Source organism: Sporosarcina sp. 6E9 (genome assembly GCF_017921835.1).
In the GTDB taxonomy this organism is placed as follows: Bacteria; Bacillota; Bacilli; order Bacillales_A; family Planococcaceae; genus Sporosarcina.
The window spans coordinates 799,773-812,370 of the sequence record NZ_JAGEMN010000001.1 but is presented as its reverse complement, the minus strand read 5'-3'; the positions used below and the strand labels follow the sequence as shown (position 1 = coordinate 812,370).

Genomic DNA, 12,598 nt, shown 5'->3' with positions numbered 1-12,598 from the left:
AATGCTTTTGCTTGCAAATCGGGACCTTCTGCTTATGAAATTATTCTTTAGCGCAACAACAGTTAAAATTAAAAAAAGCACCTGAATAATGATCTATTCAGGTACTAGCTACTATTATTCCTTTATAAGCTCTTTTTCTAAATCAGTAGCTTCAGTAGAATCATCGCCATTATCATCTATTAAACTAGCCAATACATGGACCCTTAATATGATTCCTTGGATAAGCCCTGCTTCATCAACAACTACAATCGGAAATTTTGAATCCAACACTTTCGGAATGATATCTTGTACATAATCTGCTGGCGAAACCGTATTTACGTCTCGCTGAATAACTTCCTCTAATGTTTTACGCTGTTTCAATCCATCAATTGCGTCATCAATTGTAACGATGCCCTGGAGGTGTCGCTTTCTATCAGTAACGAAAACACTGGACAGTCCATTTTCTTGCATCGTTTTTATCGCTACATTCAAACCATCTTTAAGCGACAACAACCCATGCGGGCGAATCATAATGTGTTCAGCCTGTAAGATCTTCGAACGATCAATATCACGGATAAATTCGCTAATGTATTGATTGGCTGGTTGCTCCAAAATTTCTTCGGGTGATCCCACTTGCTCAACTTTACCGTCTTTCATGACAGCTACACGATCCCCAATTTTAAAAGCCTCATTCACATCATGAGTAATAAAGACAATTGTTTTTTGCAAGCGGTTCTGCAAGTCAATCAGTTCTAACTGCATTTCACGTCGTATTAGTGGATCAAGCGCACTAAATGGTTCATCCATTAATAAGATGTCAGGATCATTTGCTAGTGCCCGTGCAATACCTACGCGTTGCTGCATACCACCGGATAACTCGTCAGGATATTTGTCCTCATAACCTTTTAAACCAACTAACTCCAAATGATGTTGAGCAATTTTTTGACGTTCCGATTTTTCTAGCCCCTTAATTTCAAGGCCGTATTCAATATTGCTGATTATCGTACGATGACTAAATAACCCGAAATGTTGAAAGACCATCGCAATTTTATCTTGACGATATTTCTTTAATTGTTGTGCGTTGTATTTCGTAATGTCATCGCCGTCTACATAAATTGAGCCTGCGGTCGGTCGATTTAACATGTTTAAGCATCGTATAAGTGTTGATTTTCCGCTCCCGGAAAGCCCCATTATGACAAAAGTTTCGCCTTCCATAATGTCCATCGAGGCGTTATAAACCCCTACAGTATGTCCGGTTTTCGCCAGAATATCTGTTTTGGTCTCCCCTTTTTCCACCATCGGTATGATCCGTTTTGGACGCGGACCGAAAATTTTAGAAATGTTTTCAACCTTCATTTTTATTGTCATGCTGCATTCCCCCTTTGTTTCTGAAGACGGTCTGCAATCCCACCGGTAATCCGGTCAATAATTATCGCTAAAAATACGATACTGATACCTGCCTCAAATCCCAATGAAATGTCGATTCGGTTAATCGCATAAAGAACCCGTTCACCCAAGCCTTGTGCACCAACCATAGAACCTACAACGGCCATTGCAAGTGCCATCATTGTCGTTTGGTTAACGCCCGCCATAATTGTTGGAAGCGCTTGCGGCAATTGGACTTTTGTTAGCATTTGCATGGTTGAAGAACCGAAAGATTGTGCGGACTCAACAACTTCCTTATCGACATTTCGGATTGCTAATTCTGTCAGTCTCATAACAGGAGGCATTGCATAGATTATCGTGGCAATCACTGCCGGCACGTTACCTAATGGGAAAAAGAAGATAACGGGAATTAAGTAAACGAATGTTGGCATCGTTTGCATTGCGTCTAGTATTGGACGCATAACGACTGATAAAATATTATTGAAAGCCATTAATACACCAAAAGGAATTCCAATTGCTAATGAGAGTATAACGGAGATTAATACGATGGAAATCGTTGTCATTGTTTCTGGCCATAAATCAAAAGAACCTACTAAAAACATGAAAAACCCGAAGAGTATTCCACTCGATAATTTTGTAAAATACCAACCTAATAAAATAACAACAATAATTAGCACCCACCATGGAATTGCTATTAAAGCTGACTCTAATCCTTTAATAGAAGAAGATGTCAAGACAAAAATGAAATCAAAGAACGCTTGAAAATTTGCAGCTAAAAAATCTATAAAACTTTCTACGCCGTCACCTATAGGTAGACGTATATCTGGAAATTCTTTCATAAGCATGGACTGCAATTGCAGTCGCTTCTTCACCCCAATTAATATATAGTTTGGAAAGTGAGCGTGAACACTCACCTCCCATCTATTTATGTTTTATTTTAATGCTGCTTTTACCTTCTCGGCTACTTCTTCAGAAACCCAAGCTGTCCAGATATCTTCATTCTCTTGTAACCACCATTTAGCAGTTTCATCTTGATCAGCTTCTGTCTCCTCCATATATTCAAGCATGTCTTCGGTTAGTGCATTACTTGTTTTATAGTTTTTTAAGAATTCAACGACGTCATCTGCCTGTGTTATTAAATCCTTATGAACTGCAATAACGACATCATTTGGTGCAAACTCTGTCCCTTTGTTTTCGTTCCAAATATCTTCATCGTATGGATTATCCTCAAGTAACGTCAAATCATATCTTGCAGTTACCCAAGTTGGAGACCAATAGTATCCAACCCATGGCTCACCTTTTGAATAGGCACCTACTAAAGATGCGACAATCGCAGAATCGGAACCCGGTGCTAAGTAGTTAAATGTTTCATCTAACCCGTAAGTTTCAATTTTTTCAGCTAAATGTTCACTTACAGCCCAGCTAGAGGGTGCACCTACGATACGTCCTTTTTCTTTATCCTCGGGGTCTTGAAAGAGTTCTGGGTATTTTGCCAAATCTTCAACAGTCTTCAGATCTGGTGCGACAGCTTCAATCCCTTTTTCATCATCACCTTCAATTACATATGTTGGTGCATATAGTCCTTGTGAATTATCATCAAAATTCGTGGAGAGTTTAACGATTTTTTCTTTTTCAATCGCTTCTTCATAGACATCTTTCACGTTATCTGTCCAAATTTCCATGTAAACGTTAACATCGCCTTTTTCTAAAGCTTGTAAAGTTGCGGCAGTAGTGCCGTTAGTTACGTCTGTATCATAGCCGTAACCTTCTTCTACGATAAGTTGTGCGATACTATTATGAACACGAATGCTATCCCATCCTGCATCCGCAAATGTAATCACATCAATGCTATCTTTACTTGTTCCTGCTCCGCACGCTGATAGTAATATAACTAAACTAATTGAGAATATGAGCGCTATTTTGCGCATATCAAATCCAAACCCCTTTTTTTTTTTCCGAATCAATGACTGAACAACGACCTCCCCCCTGTTAATCTTAGAGTCATTAAATTCAGATATGTTTTTCATCCTACCAGACTATAAAAACCATATCAAACCGCGATGAGACAGAGTTTTGAGAAAACTACTCATAGAATCCCATAGTTATAGGTAATAGCTGTACACCCCAATTGGTAAAAATTAATCAAACTTTTTTAAAAAACAATATTTTCGACGCAAAAAACCTTCATTTTATTAAAAATGAAGGTTAAATCAGATAGCACTATTAAACTTTGTCTTTTACACGCTTAATCGGAATATCAGCTACAATATCATTCATGACCCAGCTTGCGCAAACAAGTCCAGCAACCGATGGGACAAACGCGTTTGAAGCAGGCGGCATTTCGGCTTTACGAATCTCTGCATCTGGCTTCCCGACAGTTTCAACAACATCTTCTCGAATCACAACTGGACTTTCATCTGTAAATACAACTGGAAGTCCTTTGGATATACCAGCTTTTCTCAAACGCAGTCGTATAACTTTCGCTAATGGATCCGTATGCGTTTTAGAAATGTCAGCTATTTGCAATCGCGTTGGATCCATTTTATTAGCTACGCCCATGCATGCAATTATTTTAATATTTCTTTCGATACATTGTTGTGCAAGATGAATTTTATAACTAATGGTATCCGAAGCATCGATGACATAATCAGGTTGATAACTAAAGAAATCTTCCGCTGTCTCTTCTGTATAAAACATTTGGAGTGAAATAACTTCGCAATCTTTGTTAATATCAGCAATTCGTTCTTTCATGACTTCTGATTTTGACCGACCGACTGTCGAAAGATATGCAACAAGTTGCCGATTCACATTTGTAATATCGACATCGTCTTTATCGACAAGAATAATGCGACCAACCCCGCTTCTCGCACAAGCTTCTGCAGCAAAAGAGCCCACGCCGCCGATGCCTAAAATAGCGACCGTCATACCCCGCATGCGTTCGACGCCTTCTTTACCAATTGCTAATTCATTTCGTGAAAATTGATGCAACAAAAGAAACTCCGCCTTTCTATAAATAACAATTAAATTAATTTTCGCCAATAAAAAACCTCTCCGCAATTTCACCAGAGAGGATTAAGTTCTTCAAAAGGACGAATCCCAAATATGCCGTCTTTGAAGTTATCGTTTTGAGCCCGCACTCGGCAGGTGGGTGTCCTATCCAACTGTTTTGACTTCCCCTGAGAGGCATGTCATCCGAATCGGAATGTGAACTCCCTACGATAGAAATGTTCGGTCAAAACTTAAAGGTCAAATAACGAACACTTCAGGATTCGTATTAATGTAAGATTACCATACTTAATAAAAGAGTTCAATCATTTTACTAGATTAAATTTTTACTAATGTAGGTATATTTTTGAAATATTACTTTTTGACGGTTTTTATACCAAGTTCCGCGAGTTGACTTTCATCAACACTATCAGGTGCAGCTGTCAACAAGTCGCTTGCGCTCGCTGTTTTAGGGAACGCGATTGTATCTCTTAAGTTCGTCGCGCCGGATAAAATCATGACAATTCGGTCAAGACCGAATGCAATTCCGCCATGTGGAGGTGTTCCAAACTCAAATGCATCTAACAAGAAGCCAAATTGTTCTCTTGCAGCTTCTTCTGTGAACCCAAGCGCTTTGAACATTTTCTCCTGAAGTTCACGTTGATAAATGCGCAACGATCCCCCACCTAATTCATAACCATTTAGCACCAAGTCATAAGCTTGCGCCTTCACTTGGCTCGGATTGCTTTCTAACTCTTCTTCATTTGCCGGCATTGTGAATGGATGATGCGCCGCATAATAACGACCTTCATCTTCGTTATATTCAAACAATGGCCACTCCGTCACCCAAAGGAAATTGAATTTCGACTCATCGATGAGTCCGCGTTCTTTTCCGATTTTAACGCGCAGCGCGCCTAATGCATCTGCGACAACATTCTTTTTGTCAGCGACGAATAATAGAAGGTCGCCCGCTTCTGCATTTGCAGCTTGTTGCAATGAATTAGCTAGCTCGCCTTCGAAGAACCTGGCAATTGGCCCTGTAAGTCCTTCTTCAGTTACTTTCAACCAAGCAAGCCCTCTCGCTCCGTATAGTGCTGCATATTCGCCCAACCCATCAATATCTTTACGGGAGTAGCTATCCGCTCCATTTTTCACGTTAATCAGTTTAACTTGTCCTCCTGATTCAATAGCCCCGCTAAACACTTTAAATGGCGCATCCTGTACGACATCGGAAACATCCGTTAGTTCCATCTCAAAACGTGTGTCAGGCTTGTCTGAACCATATCTAGCCATCGCTTCGTCATAGGGAATCCGTTTAAAAGGCGTTACAACTTCAATTCCTTTAACGTCCTTCATCACTTTTTTCATAAGTCGTTCATTCAATTCAATAATTTCTTCAATTGACATGAAACTCATTTCCATATCAATTTGAGTGAATTCCGGTTGACGATCTGCTCGTAAATCCTCATCGCGGAAACAACGCGCAATCTGGTAATAGCGGTCAAATCCAGAAACCATTAATAATTGCTTAAATAATTGTGGAGATTGCGGCAGTGCATAAAACTCTCCCTCATGAACCCTACTTGGAACTAAATAGTCTCTCGCTCCCTCAGGCGTCGATTTCGTCAGGATTGGTGTTTCCACTTCTAAGAATCCTTCATCGTCCAAGAAATTACGAACAGTCCGTGTAATATCAGAACGCATTTTGAACGTACGTGCTAGTTTTGGACGTCGCAAATCTAAATAACGGTATTTTAATCGGACTTCTTCCGCCACATCTGTCTCATCTTCTATTTGGAATACAGGTGTTTTAGCCCGATTAATAATTTCAACGTCATTTACTTTAATTTCAATCGAACCTGTATTCATGTTTGGATTCTTTTGTTTTTCTTCCCGCTCAATTACCTCGCCCGTCACACTAATCACATATTCACTACGAATAGTTTCAGCAATTTCTAGTGCTTCTTGTGAAAATGCGGGATTGAATACGACTTGAATAATTCCAGAGCGGTCTCGAAGATCAATGAAAATTAATCCGCCAAGATCACGTCTAATTTGCACCCATCCATTTAATGTTACCGTGCTACCTATATCCTGTTCTGTTACTTCGCCGCAATAATGTGTTCTTCGTTGCATTACCGTCATCCGCCTTCCATTTACATTAAACTTTTAGAATTTCATTTAACTTTTGTACTAAATCTTGAGTAGCAACTTTTTCTTGAGCGCGATCTGCCATATTTCGAAGCATGACTACATCTTCAGCTACTTCGTTTTCACCTATAACAATAACTGTTTTCGCATTTAGACGATCCGCTGATTTCATTTGCGCTTTCATTTTGCGACCTAAATAATCCGTATCAGAACGAATTCCAGCTGCTCTTAATTGACCAAGCAGTTTAACACCAATACGTTTTGCTTCATCGCCTAGCGTCACGACATAGACGTCAAGCGCTGATTCATCATCAAATGATTTACCTTCCGCTTCCAATGCTAGCAGCAAGCGCTCAATACTCATCGCGAAGCCTATGCCGGGTGCTGAAGGACCACCGATGTCTTCTGCCAACCCGTTGTATCTCCCACCGCCGCATAAGGTCGTAATCGCACCAAAGCCTGCTGATGTGCTCATGATTTCAAATGCCGTGTGATTATAATAATCGAGCCCTCGAACCAGCGTCACATCGACTTCGTAATCGATGCCGGCATCATCCAAATAACTTAATACATCCTTGAAATAAGTAGCCGATTCATCATTTAAATAATCCGCAAGTGATGGAGCAGAAGCGATGAGTGGATTTTCGGCATCTACTTTACAGTCTAAAATTCGAAGTGGATTGTTTTCTAGTCTTGACTTGCAGTCCGAACAAAATTCTTCAATATGTGGATTAAAATGTGCAATCAGTGCTTTTTTATGTGAAGCTCTGCATTCAGTGTCACCAAGTGAATTTATTACAAGTTTTAACTCGGTTAATCCAGCACGTTTATAAACGTCCAACGCTAATGCAATCACTTCTGCATCAATTGCTGGATCATTACTTCCAATGGCTTCTACGCCAAATTGTACAAACTGACGATATCTGCCTGCTTGTTGACGTTCATAGCGGAACATGGGTCCCGTATAAAACAGTTTTACAGGTTGGTCCGGATATCCAAACATTTTGTGTTCAACGTAAGAACGAACAACCGGTGCAGTTCCTTCAGGTCGTAATGTCATCGAACGATTTCCTCGGTCTGTAAATGTATACATTTCTTTTTGAACAACATCAGTTGTTTCCCCGACCAAACGTTGGAACAACTCTGTTTGTTCAAACATTGGCGTACGGATTTCTTTATACTGATACGTTTCGCACACTTCATCAATTAATTTTTCAACCTTTTGCCATTTCCAAGTTTCAGAAGGCAAAATATCCTGAGTTCCTCTAGGCACTTTAAAATTCATTTGTATGCTCCTTTCGAAAAATAAAAAAAGACCCCCATCCCTTGCATTATGCAAGGGACGAGAGCCTTATAGCTTCCGCGGTTCCACCCTAATTGGCACAATATGTGCCCACTCGTAGATCGAATAACGGCCGATTCCCGTCTTTACCTACTGAAATAACATTTTTCAGTAAAGAACCTCGGTGGTGTTGTTCATTGCATTCGTTTGTAGGATGGATTACAGCCACGTCCGTCCCTCTCTGGTCAAACTGCTATACAATTACTTTCCACGTCATAAGTAAATTTATTGTTAATTACACATTAGCTTAATGATTATCGCAATGTATGTCAACCTTTTCGCAAAGATTGTAGTTTTTTGTTAACATTTACCTTATACTAGATTAAAAGAGGAGATGATGATTTGAGTAGATTTGGAAAAATTGCATTCATATTCGTTTTAATTTTTGTTCTTGCATCGGATTTTTCTAAAACTGAAGCGCAATCTGATGTAGCGATTATCGAGTCTGATCGCCTAAATATTCGTTCCGGTCCAGGTCTTTCATACGGAGTGATTTCTACTTTAAGTAAAAATGATAAAGTAAATATATTGTCGACTCAAGGCGATTGGTACGAAGTAAAATTCAAAAACAAAAAAGGTTGGATAGCTAAATGGTACACGACTAACGGAAATGAGAAAAAAGGCATTTCAACAATCGTTTCTCAAGTTAATCAATTGAACGTACGTGCCAAGCCTTCCACCTCTTCGTCCGTACTAAAACAAATGAATACTGGCGACATGGCGACGAAAACCGGAGAACAAGGTGAATGGACAAGCGTTAATGTAGATGGGATTAAAGGATGGGTATATACAAACTATATTTCTACTTCATCACCAGAAAAAGTAAACCAGTCTAGTAGCCCCTCAAAAGAACTTAATTACTTTACAGTCGCAGTAAACGGATTGAATGTTCGCAGTCATGGCGATTTATCTTCCAAAAGGATCGACCTTATTAATAAAGGCGATACATACAAAGTAATCGAAAAAAGTGGCAATTGGATAAAAATTGATCTTGGTAAAGGAAAAAGCGGTTGGGTTTACTCTTTCCACGGAAAACTTACCAATACAAAATCGACTCATACAGATGTAAAAACAACACCCAAAACCGTGCATATCCTATCAGATGGAACAAACCTTCGTAAAAATGCTTCCACTTCTTCGGGAGTGATTATGCGCGCAAACGCAGGCAAACAATTTCCGATTGTCTCTGAAACAAAAGATTGGTATGAAGTAAGATTACCATCCGGAGAAACTGCATTTGTAGCTGGATGGGTTGTTTCTGTCAATGACGAACCAGCAGCAACGGTAAAAACAGTCAATAAGAATCGTGTAGCGGGGACTTTAAATGGATTAACCATTGTCATCGATCCTGGCCACGGAGGAATTGACACTGGTACGATTGGCGTCAATGGAACACTTGAAAAAAGTGTGACACAGCGGACAGCCGAGATATTAGAAAGAAAGTTAAAATCAGCGGGCGCAAATGTCGTTCTTACGCGTAATATGGATACATATATTACACTTCAAAAACGTGTATCAATTAGTCAGCAATACAACGCAGATGCTTTCATCAGCTTGCATTATGATGCTTCAATTGATTCATCAATCAATGGCTTTACGACGTATTATACGCACAGCTATCAGAGAGAACTCGCAGTGGCGATAAATAACGGATTAGCATCCACTATATCGCTTCGCAACCGCGGCGCACAACCGGCGAATTATCTAGTTTTACGAGAAAATAGTCAAAATGCGATTTTACTAGAACTAGGATTTTTATCCAATCCAATGGAAGAAAGAAACGTCAACACAGAAAGTTTCCGTGAACAAGCGACACAAGGTATTTATCAAGGACTTATTACATTCTTTGATAATCAATTAAAATAAGTACAAGAAAAAAGTGTATGGGAAAGTTCTTCCCCATACACTTTTTTCATCTCTGCTCAAACGCGAAAAAGACCCGCAAAAAGCGAGCCTTGTCAAATTACGTATATCTTTGATAACCAGTTCTATTTCGAATCAATAATAATCGTCACAGGGCCATCATTCACCAGATTAACATCCATCATAGCGCCGAAAATGCCAGTTTCAACTTTAAGACCTTCTTGTTCAAGTAGCCCATTAAATGTATTCCATAACTCATTCGCTTGATCAGGTCGAGCTGCATCAATGTAACTTGGACGTCTTCCTTTTGAAGTATTGGCATACAATGTGAATTGCGACACAGAAAGTATGTCGCCGCCTACTTCAAGAATCGAATGATTCATCTTCCCATCATCGTCTTCCCATAAGCGAAGATTGGCTACCTTACCGGCAATGTATTTTGCATCTTCTACTGTATCTTCATGTGCTATGCCGACAAGAAGCACATACCCTTTTTCAATTGACCCTGTAACCTCCCCGTCTACATTGACCGAAGCAGGACCTGACCGTTGTAAAACAACCCTCATCTAGTACCCCATCCTAACTTAATTAATAACACGTTCAACAGAATATATATCAGGAACTTGCTTAATTCGATCTACTATTCGATGCAAGTGCGCGATGTTTGTAATTTTTATCGTCATATTGATTTTTGCTATGCTTTCTCGATCTGCTTTTCCACTTACTGCAACAATCGGTGTTTTTGTTTCCGCTACTACCATCATGACTTCATTCAACAAACCTTGGCGATCGAAAGCAGAAACCTCAATATCCACTTGGAATTCTTTTCGTTCTTCCGCTTGTTCTACAGCCCACTCAACTTCAATAATTCGGTCTGAATCTTCATCGGCAAGAATATTTGGACAATCCGTTCGGTGAACAGAAACGCCCCGTCCTTTTGTGATGAATCCTGTAATGTCATCCCCTGGAACTGGATTGCAACATTTCGATAAACGGATTAATAAGTTATCGATACCTTTAACGATGACACCTGATTCAGTGGTCTGCTTCTTTTGCGCGGTATTTTGTATGTCCGTCACAATTTTATCAATTGTTTTTTGTTCTTGGCGCTCTTTTCTCAACTTTTCCGATAAACGATTCACAACTTGTTCAGCAGTAATTCCATTAAATCCAACCGCTGCACACATATCTTCTTCTGAAGCAAAATTGAATTTATCGCAAACACGTTCAATATTTTGAGTTGAAAATACCTCTTTAACGTTAAAATCTTGTGCTTTTATTTCCTTCTCTATTAAGTCCCGACCTTTAACAACATTTTCTGCTCGTAGTTGTTTTTTAAAATATTGTCGAATTTTATTTTTCGCTTGAGATGAATTAGCGATTTTCAACCAATCGCGGCTCGGTCCAAACGACTGCTTAGAGGTTAATATTTCGATAATATCTCCTGTATGAAGTTCGGTATCAAGCGGCACCATTTTTCCGTTTACCTTAGCGCCGATTGTCCTGTTCCCGATTTCTGAGTGAACGCGATATGCAAAGTCGATAGGCACCGAACCAGCCGGTAGTTCGAGTACATCACTTTGCGGTGTGAACACATAAATCATATCTGAAAACAAATCAAACTTTAAGGATTCCATAAATTCTTCAGCATCCGACGATTCATTTTGGAATTCAAGAATTTCTCTGAACCATGTCAATTTGGAATCGAGATCTTTTGGATCATTGGATAGTGCTTTACCTTCTTTATAGGCCCAGTGCGCGGCAACCCCGAACTCAGCAATTTTATGCATTTCTGCCGTTCGAATCTGCACTTCCAATGGGTCTCCACCCGGTCCAACAACTGTTGTATGAAGAGACTGATATAAATTCTGTTTAGGCATGGCAATATAATCTTTGAATCTACCTGGCATTGGCTTCCAAAGTGTATGAATAATTCCAAGGACCGCATAGCAATCTTTTATACTCGAAACAGTTATTCGGACGGCTAGTAAATCGTAGATTTCATTAAATTCTTTTCCTTGAATAACCATTTTACGATAAATAGAATATAAATGTTTTGGTCGACCTGAAAGTTCGGATTCAATATTCATCTTGCCGATTTCATTTTTAATTTCACTCATGATATTGGCTAAATAATCTTCCCGCTCTGCACGTTTTCGGTTCATCAAGTTGACGATTCGATAATATTGTTGCGGTTTTAAATAACGAAGCGCAATGTCTTCAAGTTCCCATTTAATCGCGGATATACCAAGTCGATGTGCTAATGGTGCGAAAATTTCAAGCGTCTCAGCCGCAACTCGGCGTTGTTTTTCCGGTGCTACATGTTTTAAGGTACGCATATTATGTAAACGATCCGCAAGTTTAATCAGAATGACACGTATGTCCTGCGCCATTGCAATGAACATTTTCCGATGATTCTCGGCTTGTTTTTCTTCTTTGGATTTAAATTTCAGTTTTTCAAGTTTCGTTACACCGTCTACAAGCATGGCGACTTCTTCCCCGAATTCACGAATAATATCTTCACGGGCAATGTCAGTATCTTCGACGACATCATGAAGAAAACCAGCTGCAACAGTTGATGGATCCATTTGCAACTCAGCAAGAATCCCGGCTACTTGAATTGGGTGCAGAATATACGCTTCGCCTGAGCTTCTAAATTGTCCTTCATGGGCAGATTTCGACGCTTCGTACGCTTTTTTCACAAAGTTCACATGTTCTTCATTCATATATGAAGAGACCAGTTCAAATATTTCTTCTGCCGTCATGTCACGATCTTTCGCCATAATAATACTCCTCCAAATAGATCAGCAATGAGAGCTAAAAAAGGTTACAACATTTCTGCTCCATTCCTACATAGTACGAAAAATGATAATACTCTTATTGTATGTATAA

At 39.5% G+C, this 12,598-nt stretch carries 9 protein-coding genes, 1 other RNA gene and 1 other annotated feature; of the genes, 1 reads left to right on the top strand and 9 read right to left on the bottom strand.

Going from position 1 to position 12,598, the window contains the following annotated elements; genetic code table 11:
* Window positions 1-114: 114 nt before the first annotated feature.
* The 7 genes from J4G36_RS04225 to hisS all read right to left on the bottom strand — a co-directional run bounded on the left by J4G36_RS04225 (window position 115) and on the right by hisS (window position 7,786).
* The gene (locus tag J4G36_RS04225; protein ID WP_210468821.1) at window positions 115-1,347 is read right to left on the bottom strand and encodes a quaternary amine ABC transporter ATP-binding protein; all 1,233 of its coding nucleotides are present in this window, start codon (window positions 1,345-1,347) and stop codon (window positions 115-117) included.
* A complete protein-coding gene (locus J4G36_RS04220; RefSeq protein WP_210468820.1) occupies window positions 1,344-2,204 on the bottom strand; it encodes an ABC transporter permease in 861 nt (286 codons plus the stop codon). The genes J4G36_RS04225 and J4G36_RS04220 overlap by 4 nt, the downstream gene beginning before the upstream one ends.
* A gap of 93 nt (window positions 2,205-2,297) precedes the next feature.
* Entirely contained in the window at window positions 2,298-3,329 is a 1,032-nt protein-coding gene (locus J4G36_RS04215; RefSeq protein WP_368668720.1) for an ABC transporter substrate-binding protein, read from the bottom strand.
* A 259-nt stretch (window positions 3,330-3,588) separates the two neighbouring features.
* Complete coding sequence (locus J4G36_RS04210) at window positions 3,589-4,356, bottom strand: tRNA threonylcarbamoyladenosine dehydratase (RefSeq protein ID WP_210470413.1); 768 nt, start codon at window positions 4,354-4,356, stop codon at window positions 3,589-3,591.
* Window positions 4,357-4,454: 98 nt separating this feature from the next.
* A non-coding RNA gene (ssrS, locus tag J4G36_RS04205) (6S RNA) lies at window positions 4,455-4,637 on the bottom strand.
* An 88-nt stretch (window positions 4,638-4,725) separates the two neighbouring features.
* On the bottom strand, window positions 4,726-6,486 hold the full coding sequence (gene aspS / locus J4G36_RS04200) for an aspartate--tRNA ligase (protein WP_210468819.1): 1,761 nt from the start codon (window positions 6,484-6,486) through the stop codon (window positions 4,726-4,728).
* 25 nt (window positions 6,487-6,511) lie between these two features.
* The gene (gene hisS / locus J4G36_RS04195) at window positions 6,512-7,786 is read right to left on the bottom strand and encodes a histidine--tRNA ligase (RefSeq protein WP_210468818.1); all 1,275 of its coding nucleotides are present in this window, start codon (window positions 7,784-7,786) and stop codon (window positions 6,512-6,514) included.
* A 50-nt stretch (window positions 7,787-7,836) separates the two neighbouring features.
* Window positions 7,837-8,069, bottom strand: a binding site (T-box leader).
* A gap of 116 nt (window positions 8,070-8,185) precedes the next feature.
* Here hisS and J4G36_RS04190 point away from each other — a divergent pair.
* Window positions 8,186-9,709, top strand: coding sequence for an N-acetylmuramoyl-L-alanine amidase family protein (locus J4G36_RS04190; protein WP_210468817.1), 1,524 nt, complete (start codon window positions 8,186-8,188; stop codon window positions 9,707-9,709).
* Window positions 9,710-9,831: 122 nt separating this feature from the next.
* On the opposite strand, the gene dtd is transcribed toward J4G36_RS04190, so the two are convergent.
* Together dtd and J4G36_RS04180 are read right to left on the bottom strand one after the other, a co-directional pair.
* Entirely contained in the window at window positions 9,832-10,272 is a 441-nt protein-coding gene (gene dtd, locus J4G36_RS04185; RefSeq protein ID WP_210468816.1) for a D-aminoacyl-tRNA deacylase, read from the bottom strand.
* An 18-nt stretch (window positions 10,273-10,290) separates the two neighbouring features.
* Window positions 10,291-12,489 carry a RelA/SpoT family protein gene (locus J4G36_RS04180; protein ID WP_210468815.1) on the bottom strand — a complete coding sequence of 733 codons (2,199 nt, stop codon included), beginning with the start codon at window positions 12,487-12,489 and terminating at the stop codon, window positions 10,291-10,293.
* Window positions 12,490-12,598: the final 109 nt, after the last annotated feature.